At 42.2% G+C, this 16956-nt stretch carries 17 protein-coding genes; 12 read left to right on the forward strand and 5 right to left on the reverse strand.

What is annotated here, in order from left to right:
• Positions 1 to 252: 252 nt before the first annotated feature.
• Positions 253 to 897 (reverse strand): RadC family protein, encoded by a 645-nt coding sequence (gene radC / locus ACO59Y_RS03955; protein ID WP_373604307.1) that lies wholly within the window; start codon positions 895 to 897, stop codon positions 253 to 255.
• A gap of 221 nt (positions 898 to 1118) precedes the next feature.
• On the opposite strand from radC, the gene coaBC reads away from it, so the two are divergent.
• The 5 genes from coaBC (at position 1119) to crp (ending at position 4455) form a co-directional block, all read left to right on the forward strand.
• The gene (gene coaBC, locus ACO59Y_RS03960; protein ID WP_486130840.1) at positions 1119 to 2321 is read left to right on the forward strand and encodes a bifunctional phosphopantothenoylcysteine decarboxylase/phosphopantothenate--cysteine ligase CoaBC; all 1203 of its coding nucleotides are present in this window, start codon (positions 1119 to 1121) and stop codon (positions 2319 to 2321) included.
• A 66-nt stretch (positions 2322 to 2387) separates the two neighbouring features.
• Positions 2388 to 2843, forward strand: a complete 456-nt coding sequence (dut, locus tag ACO59Y_RS03965; protein ID WP_486130842.1) for a dUTP diphosphatase — start codon at positions 2388 to 2390, stop codon at positions 2841 to 2843.
• 3 nt (positions 2844 to 2846) lie between these two features.
• A complete protein-coding gene (slmA, locus tag ACO59Y_RS03970) occupies positions 2847 to 3503 on the forward strand; it encodes a nucleoid occlusion factor SlmA (protein ID WP_373603873.1) in 657 nt (218 codons plus the stop codon).
• Between the two features lie 37 nt (positions 3504 to 3540).
• The gene (locus tag ACO59Y_RS03975) at positions 3541 to 3765 is read left to right on the forward strand and encodes a YheU family protein (RefSeq protein WP_373603874.1); all 225 of its coding nucleotides are present in this window, start codon (positions 3541 to 3543) and stop codon (positions 3763 to 3765) included.
• 12 nt (positions 3766 to 3777) lie between these two features.
• On the forward strand, positions 3778 to 4455 hold the full coding sequence (crp, locus tag ACO59Y_RS03980) for a cAMP-activated global transcriptional regulator CRP (protein WP_373603875.1): 678 nt from the start codon (positions 3778 to 3780) through the stop codon (positions 4453 to 4455).
• A 249-nt stretch (positions 4456 to 4704) separates the two neighbouring features.
• Here the strand turns inward: crp and ACO59Y_RS03985 are convergent, their stop codons facing one another.
• The 3 genes from ACO59Y_RS03985 to ACO59Y_RS03995 all read right to left on the reverse strand — a co-directional run bounded on the left by ACO59Y_RS03985 (position 4705) and on the right by ACO59Y_RS03995 (position 8863).
• Positions 4705 to 5838, reverse strand: coding sequence for an N-acetylneuraminate epimerase (locus tag ACO59Y_RS03985; RefSeq protein WP_486130845.1), 1134 nt, complete (start codon positions 5836 to 5838; stop codon positions 4705 to 4707).
• Between the two features lie 118 nt (positions 5839 to 5956).
• On the reverse strand, positions 5957 to 7807 hold the full coding sequence (locus ACO59Y_RS03990; protein WP_486130847.1) for a TRAP transporter large permease subunit: 1851 nt from the start codon (positions 7805 to 7807) through the stop codon (positions 5957 to 5959).
• Positions 7808 to 7876: 69 nt separating this feature from the next.
• Complete coding sequence (locus tag ACO59Y_RS03995) at positions 7877 to 8863, reverse strand: sialic acid TRAP transporter substrate-binding protein SiaP (RefSeq protein WP_486130849.1); 987 nt, start codon at positions 8861 to 8863, stop codon at positions 7877 to 7879.
• A 303-nt stretch (positions 8864 to 9166) separates the two neighbouring features.
• On the opposite strand from ACO59Y_RS03995, the gene ACO59Y_RS04000 reads away from it, so the two are divergent.
• From ACO59Y_RS04000 to ACO59Y_RS04030, 7 genes are all read left to right on the forward strand, one after another.
• The gene (locus tag ACO59Y_RS04000) at positions 9167 to 9853 is read left to right on the forward strand and encodes an N-acetylmannosamine-6-phosphate 2-epimerase (RefSeq protein ID WP_486130851.1); all 687 of its coding nucleotides are present in this window, start codon (positions 9167 to 9169) and stop codon (positions 9851 to 9853) included.
• 32 nt (positions 9854 to 9885) lie between these two features.
• Positions 9886 to 10791: an N-acetylmannosamine kinase gene (locus ACO59Y_RS04005; protein ID WP_486130853.1), complete on the forward strand. Its 906-nt coding sequence runs from the start codon at positions 9886 to 9888 to the stop codon at positions 10789 to 10791.
• Positions 10784 to 11650: a MurR/RpiR family transcriptional regulator gene (locus ACO59Y_RS04010; protein ID WP_373603881.1), complete on the forward strand. Its 867-nt coding sequence runs from the start codon at positions 10784 to 10786 to the stop codon at positions 11648 to 11650. The genes ACO59Y_RS04005 and ACO59Y_RS04010 overlap by 8 nt, the downstream gene beginning before the upstream one ends.
• Positions 11651 to 11659: 9 nt before the next feature.
• Complete coding sequence (nanA, locus tag ACO59Y_RS04015; protein ID WP_373603882.1) at positions 11660 to 12538, forward strand: N-acetylneuraminate lyase; 879 nt, start codon at positions 11660 to 11662, stop codon at positions 12536 to 12538.
• A 170-nt stretch (positions 12539 to 12708) separates the two neighbouring features.
• The gene (gene nagB / locus ACO59Y_RS04020) at positions 12709 to 13515 is read left to right on the forward strand and encodes a glucosamine-6-phosphate deaminase (protein ID WP_373603883.1); all 807 of its coding nucleotides are present in this window, start codon (positions 12709 to 12711) and stop codon (positions 13513 to 13515) included.
• Positions 13516 to 13572: 57 nt separating this feature from the next.
• Positions 13573 to 14718, forward strand: a complete 1146-nt coding sequence (gene nagA, locus ACO59Y_RS04025; protein WP_486130856.1) for an N-acetylglucosamine-6-phosphate deacetylase — start codon at positions 13573 to 13575, stop codon at positions 14716 to 14718.
• A 167-nt stretch (positions 14719 to 14885) separates the two neighbouring features.
• Complete coding sequence (locus ACO59Y_RS04030; protein ID WP_486130858.1) at positions 14886 to 15641, forward strand: class I SAM-dependent methyltransferase; 756 nt, start codon at positions 14886 to 14888, stop codon at positions 15639 to 15641.
• Positions 15642 to 15756: 115 nt separating this feature from the next.
• Here ACO59Y_RS04030 and ACO59Y_RS04035 read toward each other — a convergent pair whose 3' ends face one another.
• Positions 15757 to 16809, reverse strand: coding sequence for a porin (locus ACO59Y_RS04035; protein WP_486130860.1), 1053 nt, complete (start codon positions 16807 to 16809; stop codon positions 15757 to 15759).
• Between the last annotated feature and the right edge of the window lie 147 nt (positions 16810 to 16956).

Here is a 16956-nt window from a genome sequence, read left to right on the forward strand (position 1 = left end):
AGCTGGACGCTTGCCTGTTACTTGACAAACTCTAGACATAATAATCTCCAATAACTAAATATAAGCTCGAGCTTACGGTTCGGACTGTTTAAACCGGGGTAAACCGGCCTGCTACCTCGTCAGGTCGCGCTAATCCGACCCGCTTACTATATTAAAGGCCGCAAATTATACTGACTTTATTTTTATTTCTCAAGTAGAAATGCGTTTTTCCGAAATGCGAATGATAAAAAAATATGCAGTTTGATGGTAACGTTATAGTAAATTGTGTTCCGCAAAAGAATAACAATCGCTTTTTCCGACAATTATGTGATCTAAAATCCTAATTTCCATTAAATCTGCGGCTTCAATAATTTTTCGTGTAATGGTTTGGTCGGCATAACTGGGTTCACAAACGCCAGAAGGATGATTATGCGCTAAGATCATTGCCGCCGCATTACAATAAAGCGCTTCTTTAATAATTTCGCGCGGATAAACCGTAGAAACATTAATTGTGCCTAGAAATAACCGTTCCTTTTTAATTAATCGATGCTGATTATCTAAAAATAACACCATAAATACTTCACGTTCTTCATGTTGTAATTCTGTGTGCAAATAGAGTTTGACAATTTCGGACTCTTGAAAAATTTGTGAAGCAAATATTTCTTGTTGAAGATAACGTTTTGTCATTTCAGTCGTGGCTTGCAGTTGAATAAATTGCGTAATGCCTAAACCTTTCATATCGCAAAAGGATTTCTGATTTGCTGAAAGTAAGGCGCGAAGCGAACCGAAATGTTTTAACACTTGTTCGGAAAGTTGCATAACGGGACAACCTTTTATACCGGTACGCAGGAAAATGGCTAAAAGTTCGCGATCTGAAAGGGCGGATGCGCCGAATTGCAATAATTTTTCGCGAGGCATTAATTCGTGAGATTGCATTTTTCCTTTTATTATTGTCGAGCTAAAAATATCGCGGATTTTGTTCGATGCCTTGTTTTAATGCGAATTAAAGCGACAAGATTTGCGAAACGGATCGCAAAAATAAAAGTTTTTATTTGAGTAAATTCAAGTAAAATAGGCTCCATTGTGGTTAACTACTAACAAACAATGGTTAAGCAGCGATAAATTATGACGGAGAGCAAATGAAACTAACTGGAAAACGTTTTGTTATTGGTATTACAGGCGGTATTGCAGCATATAAAACGATTGAATTAATTCGTTTATTACGTAAAGCAGGGGCCGAAGTGCGCGTAGTGTTAACGCCTGCCGCCGCAGAATTTGTCACTCCGCTGACGTTACAGGCGATTTCCGGTAATTTGGTATCTCAATCGTTGCTTGATCCGCACGCGGAATTTGCCATGGGGCATATCGAATTGGCAAAGTGGGCGAATGCGGTGCTGATCGCGCCTGCCAGCGCAGATTTTATTGCACGTTTTAGCGTGGGCATGGCGAACGATTTACTTTCAACAATTTGTTTAGCCACTTGTGCGCCGATTTTTCTTGCGCCGGCGATGAATCAGCAAATGTTTCATCAATCGATTACACAGCAAAATCTAACCGCATTGAAAGCCCGAGGGGTGCGACTTATCGGCCCGAATAGCGGTGTTCAAGCTTGCGGTGACATAGGCGCGGGGCGAATGTCCGAACCGACGGAAATTTTTACCGCACTTTCCGATTTCTTCGTGCAAAGCCAAGATTTACGCGATTTAAGTGTTGCGATTACGGCTGGTCCAACGCGTGAAGCGATTGATCCTGTGCGTTATATTTCCAATCATAGTTCGGGCAAAATGGGCTTTGCGCTGGCTACGGCTTTTGCCGAAAGAGGCGCGAATGTCACCTTAATTAGCGGGCCGGTGAATTTGTTGACACCGCAAAATGTAACTCGGGTGGATGTGACTTCTGCGCAAGAAATGTGCCAAGCCGCCCTTAAAAGCGCGGTCGAAAATCAGATTTTTATCGGTTGTGCAGCCGTCGCAGATTATCGCTTAGCAGAAGTATCCGCTCAGAAAATCAAAAAATCGGGCGAGGAACTTTCGTTAAAATTAATTAGAAATCCTGACATTATTGCGGAGGTGGCACATTTATCCGAAAATCGTCCGTTTACTGTCGGTTTTGCGGCCGAAACGCAAAATTTGACAGATTACGCACAAGACAAATTACAACGGAAAAATTTGGATATGATTTGTGCTAACGATGTATCAGGCGGGCAAGCGTTCAATACGGATGAAAATATGTTGCAGCTTTTTTGGAAAACTGGCGGTAAGACTCTTTCATTAAAATCAAAAACAGATTTAGCACGGGAGTTGGCGACTGAAATTGTCGCACGTTATCGGCAAATAAATTAAAACTTAATTATTTTGAAAGCGTTTTTTAGCCGCACTTTTTTAGCCGCACTTTGAAGGAGAATTAAAATGAAGAAAATCGATGTGAAAATTTTGGATAATCGTATTGGAGAGCAGTTTCCCTTGCCCAGTTATGCGACCGCCGGATCGGCCGGCTTGGATTTACGCGCATTGACGGATGAATACGTTGAAATTCAACCGGGCGAAACAAAGCTAATTCCGACCGGGTTATCCATTTATATTGCGGATCCGAATCTTGCTGCGGTAATTCTGCCACGTTCTGGTTTGGGACATAAACATGGCATTGTATTAGGTAATTTGGTTGGGCTCATTGATTCTGATTACCAAGGTCCGTTAATGGTCTCGATGTGGAATCGCGGAAGCGTCCCCTTCCGCATTGAAATTGGGGACCGCATTGCGCAGTTGGTTTTCTTGCCGATTGTACAAGCAGAATTTAATATTGTGCAGGATTTTGAACGAACCGAACGCGGAGAGGGTGGTTTTGGGCATTCGGGTAAACAATAACTTATGGTTGAAGAACAATTATCTTTAGATGGTGTAGAAACCGTTAAACTGGAAATGAAAATGCCGAAAATTGAAAAACGCACGGTAAAAGAACGGCAGCAGCAAGTACTAACGGTACTTACCCATATGCTTCATTCTGAACGCGGTATGGAGCGTATGACTACGGCGCGTTTGGCGCAAGAAGTGGGGGTGTCGGAAGCAGCGCTTTATCGCTATTTTCCCAGCAAAACAAAAATGTTTGAAGCTTTGATTGATAGCATTGAAAGTAATTTGCTCAGCCGAATCAATACATCGATTCGTAATGAAACCAATACGATGCATCGTGTACATGATATTTTACAAATGATCTTAGATTTCGCACGTAAAAATCCGGGATTAACACGAATTTTGACTGGGCATGCGTTGATGTTTGAAGCACCGCAGTTGCAGGTTCGGGTTGCGCAGTTTTTTGATCGCCTGGAAATGCAATTTGTAAATATTTTGCAAATGCGAAAATTGCGCGAAGGCAAAGGTTTTGATGTAGATGTGCGCATTATTGCCGCGCATTTGGTGACCCTTTGTGAAGGGCAGTTTATGCGTTATGTCCGAACTAATTTCCGTATGACCTCGAACCAATCTTTTGAGCAACAGTGGCGTTTTATTGAGCCGCTCTTTTCTTGAGTTGATTTGGGCTTAATTGACTTTCTTGGGGAAATATATGATTATTCCGTGGCAGAATTTAGACCCGACAACGCTTGATAATATAGCTGAAAGCATAGTATTACGCGAAGGGACGGATTACGGTACAGAGGAAATTTCGCTCTCCCGAAAGAAACAACAATTATTAACCAAGATCCGCAATGGAGATGCGGTGATAGTCTGGTCGGAATTGCACGAATCCATTGACATAAAAGATAAAATGGAATTTTTTAATAGGGATTGATAAGGAGTCAATATGTCAGATCGCATTGGTATTAATCTTGCGTTCGAACAGAGGGAAGAACAACCTCAACAAATTACGCGTGACCCTGTTTTAGATTGGTTTTTGACACATTGCCATTTGCATAAATACCCGGCTAAATCGACATTAATTCATGCCGGGGAAGAAGCGACGACGCTTTATTATATCATTAAGGGATCGGTAACGGTTTCGGCGAAAGATGACGAAGGCAAAGAGATGATTTTAACTTATCTTGGCGCTGGCGAATTTTTTGGTGAAGCCGGTTTGTTTGATGAGGGATCAAAACGCTCCGCTTGGGTAAAAACGAAAACACCTTGCGAGGTCGCAGAAATCTCCTACAGAAAATATCGCCAACTTATTCAAGTTAACCCTGAAATATTAATGTTTTTAACGGCACAACTCGCTCGCCGTTTACAAAATACTTCACGTCAAGTGAGTAATTTGGCATTTTTAGATGTGGCAGGTCGTATTGCGCAAACCTTGATTAACCTGGCAAAACAACCGGAAGCCATGACTCACCCGGATGGAATGCAAATTAAAATAACCCGTCAAGAAATCGGACAAATGGTCGGTTGTTCCCGTGAAACCGTTGGACGAATTATTAAGATGCTTGAAGATCAGAATTTGATTCACGCCCACGGCAAAACTATCGTGGTTTATGGTGTAAGATAGTATTTGAGAAATCGCTGTATAAAAGACGATGTTTGTCTAAGGATTGTTTGAGCTATTGAGTCTTCACTGATTATCTTTAATTGAGCTGTAACAAATCTAGGCATGAATTTGTTTTATAAAAATAGCACCGCATTGGAGCCCTTTCCAATGCGGTGCTATTTTATGAGGGTAATTTCCGTTTCGAACAAGCACGATATTATTTCGTAAAAAGCTTGCAAGTCTCCTTACTCATCAGTTTTTTGTCGTGAATTATTCAATAGTTAATTTTTTACCGTCATAACTCATAGTTTTCACTGATGTTAGTGCTTTTCCGCCATCAGTTTCACCGCCGATAAGCAAGATTTTATCTCCGTAAGAAACTGATACACCATAGCCAATATTCATTGGTAATTCTCCAATGATATTCCATTTACCCTTATTCAACGTGTAAACATCTTTATGCCAGGCTTTGCTTAAGCCTTTATGGGCGTGAAGCATACCTTCTTTAAATTGTTTTACGGAACCCGGGAAGTTTGCACCGCCGGTGACTAAGTAATGACCGTGGCTGTAACCTGCCATCGCCCCTGCTAAACCATCTTGGCTTTGACCTTTTGGTGCCGGTAAATCAGGTAAGTTTTTCCATTGAACGCCTTTCGCAGTGAATTTACCGGAATGGGTTTCTGCCGTACGCAAGCCCGGTTTGATTTCACCGTTCACGACAACTAAATCATCACCTTGAATGGTAAATGCCGCACCGGCACGACCGGAGAAGGGTATGCGACCTTCGTTGCGCCATTTATTGGTAGATGGTTCATAGCTTAACAATTCAGTGGTGAAGAAATAGTCTTCCGGACGTTGTTCAAAATAGGCTTTGGTGATTTCATCTTTTTTCGCTTTATCTTCCCCTGCTGCAACGGTGTCTTGGAAGAAACCATTGAAGATTGAAAGGTTGGAACCGCCTACGATGTACACTTTATCACCGTGAGAAGCGCCGCTGGAACCAACTAAACCGCGTGGCGAGCGGGTGGGTAATTTGTTCCAGGTATTATCGGCCGGGTTGTAGCTGTAGGCATCGTTGACGAATTGCAATTCGCCTTTTTCATTTTTTTGTAATCCGCCGAAGACATACAATTTGCCGTCAACAGCCGCTGCCACCGGTTGGTTACGGTCACCGCCCGGGAATGTGGCGATTTCTTTCCATTGCGCGTTCGGGGTTTTTAAATCTAACGCATAGAATTTATCGCCGCCTGTACCTAAGCCGACATAAACGGTATCGCCAATTAACGCACCGGCACCGCTTTTAATACCGACCGGTAAATCAGGATAAGCAGCAGCGTGTGCGGTTACTGCAAAAGTGGTTGCCACTAAGAAGAGGGTGGCGAATGTTGTTTTTTGAAATGTCATAATAAACCTCGTTTGGAGTGATTTGGGCTATTCGTCAACGGCAGAATAGGTCTTTTATGTGTAGGGTAAGAAAGTGCGGTTCAAATTTACTGCGTTTTGCAACCGCACTTTTAGTGTCCTAAGGTATTAACAAATTCGGAATGAATGTGATGATACTTGGGAAGATGGTGATTAACACCAAGGTCACGAAAATCGGGATTAAGAACGGCAATACACCTTTCGTTACGGTGGACACGGACATGTTACCCACACGTGCGACCACGAATAATGCCATACCCATTGGTGGGGTTAAGATGCCGATCATCATGTTCAAGGTTGTCATAACACCGAAGAACACAAGGTCGATACCGAATTGCATGGCGATTGGAATTAACATTGGCAAGACAAGGAATTGTAATGCTAAGGCGTCAATGAACATACCGAGGAACAATAACAAGGCATTGATCATGACTAACACCATTAACGGAGAATCCGCCACGGCAACGAAGATGTCAGCAATACGCATTGCCACTTGTTCACGGGCGATCATGTCACCGAAGAAGGTGACGGTCATAATCATTAAGGCAACAACACCGGTAATGGACATCGCTTCCACACAGCTGTTGAAGAGCATTTTCAAGGTTAATTCTTTATAGACGAATTTACCGATAATCACAGAATAGGTTGCTGCAACTACCGCAGATTCTGTCGGGCTGAATAAACCGGAGAAGATACCGCCGATAATCAAAATTGGGGTTAAAACTGCCCAGAATGCTCTTTTGAATGACGTGCAAAGTTCTTCACGGGTCGCTTTTGGTGTTCTTGGGTAACCGCGTTTTTTGGAGATGTAGTAGTTCATTGCCATGAGCGCGATGGTGACTAATACCCCCGGTACGAAGCCGGCAATAAAGAGTTTTGCAATGGATTCGTTCGCGATAACACCGTAAATGATCATGGCAATACTTGGCGGAACCAATGGACCGATGATACAAGAGGCTGCCGTAATACCGCCGCAGATGTCATCATCATAGCCTGCATCACGCATGGCTTTGATTTCCAATTGACCTAAACCACCCGCATCGGCAAGTGCAGAACCGGACATACCGGAGAATAACAAGCTTGCACCGATATTAACGTGCCCCATACCGCCGGTGTAGTGGCCCAGTAAGGCTTTGGCGAAGTTAAAGATACGTTCGGTGATACCGCCGGTGTTCATTAAAATCCCGGTAAGAATATAGAATGGCACAGCAAGGAGTGGGAAGCTATTCAAACTCATGGTGAGTTTTTCAGAGGCCGCATTGACCACGTTCCAACGGGTCATGGAGAAGTAGAGTAGGGTAGTGATAAATAATGACCAACCTACCGGTACGCCCAAGAACATGATGACTAACCAGAAGAGCAATGCCACATAGACTGCATTGGAGCCAAATTTGACATATTCGGTTACGCGTAGGGCTTTGTACCAGTCAGGGGCCAGGAATAAAATGCCTAATAAAACGACCGCACTTACGATAAAGAAGGTTGCCGGTAAATAACTTTTGTTTTGTTTGAAGTTGTCTGCTTGCGCTTGGAAGAAGCGAACGAGCATTAATACGGCAATAATGGGTAAGGAAGCATAAATCCATTTTTCAGAAATACCGCCTAACGCATCAATCGGGAAGCTGGCACCTAAATAGGTTTTGATACCAAAGTGGATAAAGAAAATCACCCCAAGGAAAATCACGATTTGTACGAATGTGTTGGTGATTTTTTTGACTGCCGGTGGCATTAAGTTAGTCAAGAAGTCGATATAAACGTGCTCTTGTTTTCTGACGGCAACGCTAATGCCGAGCATACCGACATAAACGAACAGCAATTTGGCAAGTTCTTCACTCCAAATGAGTGGAGAGTGGAAAGCTTGTCTGAACAGAATTTGCAAAACAAGAATGCAGAATATCACGAGGAATAATGCCCCACCGATCCATTCTTCGAGTTTATTAAAGATTTTCATATTCAACTCCGTTGAATAATAAAGGAGAGAAAAAGCGTGCCTGCCGAAACAGGCACACGAATAAGCGTATTATTTGCTGATAGCTTGAATTTGTTTGAGGGCTTCTTCGCCTTTTGCACCGGTTTGTTTTACAAAGTCAGCATAGAAAGGTTTCATGGCTTCTTTGAATGGCGCAAGATCCGGATGGGTCACGGTGACACCTTGTTTTTCAAAGAAAGTCACTAATTCTTTTTCACCGTCAACGAATAATTTGGTGTGGTATTCTGCAGCTTTTTGGGCGGCGTCTCTGACTACTTTTTGTAAATCTTCCGGTAAATCTGCGAAGGTTTCGTTACTTACCAAATAAAGTTGGTCATTTAAGATATGGTTGGTCATCGCCAAATATTTTTGCACTTCATAGAATTTTTGTGCTTGAACCGTGGCTAATGGGTTTTCTTGACCGTCAACAGAGTTAGTTTGTAGTGCTAAATACACTTCAGAGAATGCCATTGGTGTTGGGGAGGCACCTACGTATTTTGCATACGCCAAGTTGGTTGCAGCGTTTGGTACGCGTAATTTTAAGCCTTTCATGTCGGCAATGCTGTTGATTGCGCGGTTAGAGGTGGTTTGGCGTGTACCGTTATAGGCTTGGGATAATAATGTTAAACCTAAATCCTTGTTCATTTTTTGGATTAAATCTTTACCGAATGCGGTGCCGAATAAGGCTTTTTGTGCCACGCTGTAGTCGCTGATCACATAAGGCAGAGCAAACACAGCGGCTTCAGGATAGAACAATTGGAAACGCGCGGATTCTGCAAAAGTGAAATCCAACGCACCGTCTTTTAATTGTTTTAACATGGCGCGGTCGTCACCTAATTGGGAACTTGGGTAAAGAGAAATTTCAATTTTGCCGTTGGATTTTTCTTTCACTTCTTTGGCAAACATTTCGGCCGCTTTGTACTCGTTAGAAGAAGTACCCGCATTCATACCGAATTTTAAATCATAGTCTGCGGCGTTAGCGGCAGAGGAGATACCTAATGCGATTGCTGCGGTAAGGAAAAGCTTAGTGAATTTCATAGTATTGCTCCTATTGGTAACTATTTAGGTTGATAGTGTGATCATGAGAATGGGTTTTGGCAAAACTGCAGCCAAAATGATTTATTCGCACTCATTCTAAGAGTAAAAAAATATTTTTAAAATAGATTATGGAGTTTTATTTCAAAACTGAGACATTGATCACATTAAAGAAAATTTACTTCACAAAATATTTCAAAATGAAATTTTATTTCTATATAATGTGATTCGGTAACGTAATATTGCAATATGACGTGAGACTTTGGCTAGTATGACTAAAGCCCAAATACAAACGAGGAGTCTAATATGTCTAAATTATCACATGAACAGGTTTTTCAACGCATTCAACATGGCTTAATTGCTTCTTGCCAGCCGGTAGATGACGGCCCGATGGATAAGCCGGAAATCGTCGCTGCCATGGCACAAGCTTCCGTTATTGGCGGAGCGGCCGGCCTTCGTATTGAAGGCGTTGAAAATTTAAAGGCTGCTCGGCCAACCGTACAGGTACCGATTATTGGTATCGTAAAACGCGATTTGCCAGATAGCCCAATTCGGATCACTCCCTTCTTGCACGACATTGAAGCGCTTGCTAAAGCCGGCGCGGATATTATCGCGGTAGATGGAACTCATCGTCCGCGTCCGGTTGAGCTTGAAAGTGCAGTTAAGAAAATCCATGAATTAGGTTGTCTTGCGATGGCAGATTGCTCCAATTTAGAAGAAGGCTTACATTGTCAAAAATTGGGTTTTAATATTATCGGTAGCACGATGTCGGGCTATACCGGTGGCGTAGTGCCTAAAGAACCTGATTATCAACTGGTCAAAGATCTCAAGAAAGCCGGTTGCCGCGTTATGGCGGAAGGGCGTTACAACACGCCTGAACTTGCTAAAACTGCAATTGAAATTGGAGCTGATTTCGTGACTGTCGGTTCAGCGCTGACTCGTCTTGAACATCTCGTTAGTTGGTTTGCAGCGGCGGTGAAATCAGCGAAATAGTTCTTCATATTGAAACAAGAAAAGGATGACTTATGCGTTGTTTAGCTCTTGATATCGGCGGTACAAAAATTGCAGCGGCCATTGTCAAGGATGGCGAAATTATCCAACGCCAACAAATCGCTACGCCACAAGATAACGCTGCGCATGCATTGCATAATGCGCTTGCGCAACTGTTAGTGGATTATGCGGGGCAGTTTGATTATGTTGCAGTCGCATCTACCGGCATAATAAATCACGGTATTTTAACCGCTCTGAATCCTAAAAATTTAGGTGGCTTGGCGGAATTTCCGTTAAAAGAAAGCATTGCCCGTCATACCGATAAACCGATAGGCTTGCTGAATGATGTTCAGGCGGCTGCTTATGCAGAATATCAGCTGCAAGATCAAAGTAAATTAACAAATTTTGCGTTTATAACCGTTTCAACAGGTGTTGGCGGAGGATTGATTGTGAACCGCCAACTTTTGACCGAACCCAATGGTATTGCTGGTCATATTGGACATACACTTGCCGATCCGAACGGCCCTGAATGCGGTTGTGGTCGGCGTGGTTGTGTAGAAGCAGTGGCGGCCGGGCGGGCGATTGAGGCTGAAGCCTCGACTTGGGATGTTCCCTGTTCACCCAAAGAAGTATTTGAACGCTTTAGAAAAAATGACCAGAAAGCAATCGCCCTTATAGAGCGTTCTGCGCGTGCGATTGCTAATTTAATCGCGGATTTAAAAATTAGTTTGGATATGCAAAAAGTCGTGGTCGGCGGTAGTATTGGCCTGGCTGAAGGATATTTGCCCTTGATTCGCCGTTTTCTTGATGAAATGCCGGAAATTTATCGTTGCGAAATTGAATCGGCTCGATTTGAGCAAGATGCCGGATTGGTTGGTGCCGCCTATTGGGTGAAAGATATTTTATTAGCTCGAGTTGGTTGGGAGGCGAGATATGGCTAGAAACGGCAATGTATTGAATACGATTAGCTCTTTGTATCAGAGCTTAACCAAAACCGAGAAAAAAATTGCCGACACGATCTTAATGTCACCTGATCTTGTCGTACAGTGCCCTCTTTCAGAAATTGCCGAGCATTTGGATGTAGGAGAGGCAACGTTTGTACGTTTTTGCCGTTCCGTGGGATTTAAGGGGTTTAGTGATTTTAAACTGGAACTTTCCATTGAACTTGCCACGAAAGACAATCGCAATAATCCGCTATTGGAAACGGATATTACTCATAATGACAGTTCTTTTCATATCGCGCAAAAATTGCAGAGTTCGATTTCTAATGTCGTTAATGAAACGATTAATTTATTGGACTTCAAACAATTAGAAGGTGTTGTTGCTGCGATTCGACAGGCTAATCGCATTTTTTTATGCGGAGCGGGATCTTCCGGTATTACAGCGGAAGAAGCGAAAAATAAATTGATGCGTATTGGCTTTCAAGTGGATGCTACGGGCAATAATCATTTTATGTATATGCAAGCGGCATTGTTGAAGCCTAATGATGTTGCTATTGGCCTTAGCCATTCGGGTTATTCGCAAGAAACGGCTCATACATTAAAAATAGCCAAGCAAAATGGCGCAACAACCGTTGCAATTACCCATAGTTTACGTTCACCGGTGACCGAATCGGCAGATTATGTGTTGGTGAACGGCAACAAACAAGGAAAATTACAAGGGGATTCCATTGGTACCAAAATCGCCCAGCTTTTTGTATTAGATTTAATTTACGCTTTACTGGTGCAAGGCGAACAGGAACGAGCGGTAGAAACGAAGCAAAAAACGCTCAATGTCATTCTAGAACAACGTATAAAATAGGAGAAAATTATGCGTAATTTAAAAGGTATTTTCAGTGCATTATTAGTGTCATTTAACGAAGACGGTTCGATCAATGAAAAAGGATTGCGCCAAATTATTCGTTATAACATCGACAAAATGAAAGTGGACGGCTTATATGTAGGCGGCTCCACCGGTGAGAACTTTATGCTTTCTACCGCAGAGAAGAAAGAAATCTTCCGTATTGCCAAAGATGAAGCCAAAGATGCCGTAGCGCTTATCGCTCAAGTGGGCAGTGTAAACTTAAAAGAGGCGGTAGAACTCGGTAAATACGCCACTGAACTAGGCTATGACAGCCTTTCTGCGGTCACGCCGTTCTACTACAAGTTTACCTTCCCAGAAATTAAGCATTACTACAATACCATCATTGACGAGACCGGTAACAATATGATTGTGTATTCGATTCCGTTTCTTACCGGGGTAAATATGGGGATCGAGCAATTCGGCGAATTGTATAAAAATCCAAAAGTGCTTGGCGTGAAATTCACCGCAGGTGATTTCTATTTGTTGGAACGCTTGAAAAAAGCTTATCCGAACCACTTAATCTGGGCGGGTTTCGATGAAATGATGCTACCGGCCGCTTCTTTAGGCGTGGACGGCGCGATTGGTTCAACCTTCAACGTCAACGGTGTACGCGCTCGTCAAATTTTCGAATTGGCAAAAGCCGGTAAAATCAAAGAAGCGCTTGAAATTCAACACGTGACAAATGATTTAATCGAAGGCATTTTGGCAAACGGCTTATATTTAACTATCAAAGAATTGTTAAAACTTGACGGTGTAGAAGCCGGTTATTGTCGCGAACCGATGACGGCCAAAGCAACGCCGGAACAACTTGCCAAAGCAAAAGAATTAAAAGCAAAATTTTTATAGATTAATGGAAAATTGACTGAAGTATTTCTTCTGTTTATGCGGAAGCAACAGGGGCAAAGGTGCAACGGAGTGTCAAATTAGCACCGCATTGGAGCCCCTTCTTTCCGCTTTCCGCACATTCTTTATAACGGAAAATATATGGCATCGGTCAAAATAAAAGGAGCTTAACTATGCGTCTTATCCCTCTAACTACAGAGCAACAAGTCAGTCGTTGGGCGGCGCGTCATATCGTCGATCGTATCAATCATTTTAAACCGACGGCGGAACGCCCGTTTGTATTAGGTTTGCCGACAGGCGGAACGCCGCTTAAAACTTACCGGGAACTTATCAAACTTTATCAAGCCGGCGAGGTGAGTTTTAAATATGTTGTTACCTTTAACATGGACGAATATGTCGGTTTACCGGAAGATCATCCGGAAAGTTATCACAGCTTTATGTATAACAATTTCTTCAATCATGTGGATATTCAACCGCAAAACATTCATATTTTAAACGGCAATACCGCCGATCATGACGAAGAATGTCGTCAATATGAAGAAAAAATCAGATCTTACGGCAAAATTAATTTGTTTATGGGCGGCGTCGGCGTTGATGGTCATATCGCTTTTAATGAGCCCGCTTCTTCGTTGAGTTCTCGCACGCGGATTAAAACATTAACGCAAGATACTTTGATTGCCAATTCTCGTTTCTTTGATAACGATGTTAATAAAGTACCGAAATATGCTTTGAGCATTGGCGTGGCAACCTTGTTAGATGCGGAAGAAGTGATGATTCTCGCCACCGGTCATCAAAAAGCCCTCGCGGTACAAGCAGCGGTTGAAGGTTCTGTAAACCACTTATGGACGGTGACCGCATTGCAGCTGCATCGACACTTTATTTTGGTGTGCGATGAAGCGGCACAACAAGAGCTAAAAGTGAAAACGGTAAAATATTTTAATGAATTGGAACAACACGCGATCCATAGCGTGCTCTCATAATCTCACAACACCGCACGAAAGTGCGGTTATTTTTTAACAGATTTTTAGGAAGGGAATATGAAATACGCATTAACGAACTGTGTCATTTACACAAAATATGATGTGCTGCGCGATTACGCGGTAGTGATTAACGGCGAAATCATTGATGCCGTAATTCCGCAAAATGAACTGAATTCAGATATTAAAACCATTGATTTACAAGGTAATAATTTAACCGCGGGCTTTATTGATCTACAACTTAATGGCTGTGGCGGCGTGATGTTTAACGATCAAACCAGTGTGGAAACTTTAGAAATTATGCAAGCCACCAATTTAAAATCGGGCTGCACCAGTTTTCTCCCGACGTTTATTACAGCGCCCGATGAAAATATCAAAAGTGCGGTCAAGATTATGCGTGATTATTTAAATAAGCATAAAAATCAAGCACTTGGCTTACATATTGAAGGCCCGTTTATTAGCGTAGAGAAGAAAGGAGTACACCGTCCGGAATATATACGTGAAATTACATCGGAAATGAAAGATTTTCTTTGTGAAAATGCTGATGTGATTACGAAAATTACTATTGCAGCTGAAAATCCGACCATTAATTACACACCTGACTTTGTGAAAAGCGGTATTATCGTTTCTGTCGGGCATTCCAATGCAACCTATGAAGTAGCGAAAGAGGCATTCCGCAAGGGCGCAAGTTTTGCTACGCACTTGCACAACGCGATGTCGCCAATCAGTTCCGGTCGTACTATGGGGGTAGTAGGTGCGGTGCTGGATTCCGATGTCTATACGGGAATTATCGTAGATGGCGTACATGTGAATTTCGGTAATGTGCGTATTGATAAAAAGATCAAAGGCGACAAACTTTGTATCGTCACTGACTCTTTAGCCGCCGCCGGTGCCGGCCCTGAATTGGAGCGTTTTACTTTCGTGGGGAAAACTATTTATGTGAAAAACGGACGCTGTTATGACGCTAACGGCACCATCGCCGGAGCCTCGATTACGATGATGGAATCCGTTAGAAATGCAGTGGAATATGTCGAAATTCCGCTTGCTGAAGCCCTCCGAATGAGTAATCTTTATCCGGCTCGCGCTATCGGTGTGGATAACCGTTTAGGTTCCGTGGAAAAAGGCAAAGTGGCGAATCTTGCGGTATTTACGGCAAATTATGAAGTGATTGGCAGCGTGTTAAATGGGGAATGGAAGCCAAATTAGGCTTTCAATGCGGTGCTAAAATTGGATCACAATTTTGCAAAGCACTTAAGGTTTGTTTTGTCTTCTTAATCCGGCTTTAGAGCCGGATTATTTTTTGGCGTTCTACTTTAATAAGAATAATTTTTATCTATAATATAAAAACCAAGTTTATTAGTAGGAGAACAGTAATGGCAAAGGATGAAGTAGGACACAATTTTTTAGCCCGTTTGGGTAAAACCCGTTTACGTCCGGGGGGTAAAAAAGCAACGGATTGGTTAATTGCAAATGGTGATTTCAATCAAAACAAAAAAGTTCTGGAAGTCGCCTGCAATATGGGTACGACCGCAATTGGGCTTGCAAAACGGTTTGGTTGCCATATTGAAGGCGTGGATTTGGACGAAAATGCCTTGGAAAAAGCCAAAGCCAACATTGCGGCAAACGGCTTGCAAGATAAAATTCATGTGCAGCGTGCCAATGCAATGAAATTACCTTTTGCAGATGAAACTTTTGATATCGTGATTAACGAAGCAATGCTGACAATGCTACCGGTGGAAGCGAAAAAGAAAGCGATTACAGAATACTTCCGCGTATTAAAACCGGGTGGTTTTTTGCTTACGCACGATGTGATGTTGGTTGGTGACGACCATCAGGTGATTCTTGAAAATATGCGCAAAGCGATTAACGTGACGGTGACGCCATTAACGAAAGAGGGCTGGAAAGCGCTTTTTCAAGCGAGCGGTTTTCGCAACGTGGATACGTTTTCGGGCGAAATGACCTTGCTTTCACCAAAAGGCATGATTTACGACGAAGGCGTTTTAGGCACGTTGAAAATCATCAAAAATGCAATGAAAGCGGAAAACCGAGAGCAATTTATACGTATGTTCAAAACCTTTAATGATCCTGAACATAAATTGCATTTTATTGCGGTTTGCAGCCAAAAATAAATGCATCGATAATATTGACCTTCAATGAACTTTGTTTTGAGCACCGCATTGAAGGTATGAAAAAGGCGAATCTTTCGATTCGCCTTTTATCATTAGTTTTTATCTGGTTTACCAATTACCAGAATACACGCATACCTACACCGATAGCTTTATCATCTTTTTTACCGTTATAAGTGTAGTGCGCACCAGTGTATTCTTTAGTACGTAAGTATTTGCCTTCTAAGAATACAACAACTTGTTTATGAAGTTTGTAGTCTGCGCCAAGTAAGAAACCGTGAGTTTTTTGTTTTTTCACTTCATCAGTTTTTACACGTTCATAAAGATAGTTACCATAAACTTTAGATTTTGCTAGGACTTGGTATTCGAAACCTGGTGAAACATAGAATTTATCTGTTTTGTCGTTACCTTCTTTCTCATGTGCGTAACCAAAATCACCAAGTAATTTGAAATCACCGAATTTGTAGCTTAAAGATGCTAAGTAACCGTCTTTACGATGAGATGCGTTTGAGCCGGTTTCATAATTTGTATGACCATATGCGAAACGAACATCGTAGTCATTTTGTGCGTAGAGTGCACCTACACCAAACGCGCCTTTGATACCAACTCTAAGCGGTCTACCTTTCTCATCATGTTTTTGACCAAAATTGTAGTTTGCGCTTACTTGTAAACCTTCAACACCTTTATAGTCATAACGTACTACGCCGGTACCTGAAGTCGGGATGTACTTACCTTTTGGTACGATACCGTATTCGTAATCGTTAGATTGACTTAAATCATCAGCGATAGTAAGTTGACGACCGAAAGTGATATCACCGGTTGCTTTACTACCTAAACCGACATAAGCACGTTTGGTGTAAATGCTACCAAATTCATCGCGAGATTCAGTATCATCAAAACGGAACTCTAAACGACCTAATGCATAGAAATCGTTATCTAGGTTATGTTTAACGTTTAAACCGAAACGTGAACCTGCGTTACGTAATGCAGAATTTGTTGTTTTTGTGGAAACCCCGGCTGCGTTAGTTTTTTTAACGCTACCTTTTTCCATAATCACACGAAGAGAACCGTTTAATTCAACTTTAGTTCCTTCATTTTCATAAACGACTGCTGCGTTTGCTGCTGATGCGGCAAATGCACCTACGATTAATGCTGCTAGTGTTTTTTTCATAATTGTTATTCCTTATTGGTGTATTAACGACCAAGATTGAACTTTTTCTTACTGAAAATGTCAACCGCCTAAATGGACGGTCCGAATCATTACAAAAAGCTATTTTTATGTCAACGGAAAACGCTTACAATTTTTCAAATATCAGAT

It is taken from the genome of Rodentibacter sp. (genome assembly GCF_057314195.1).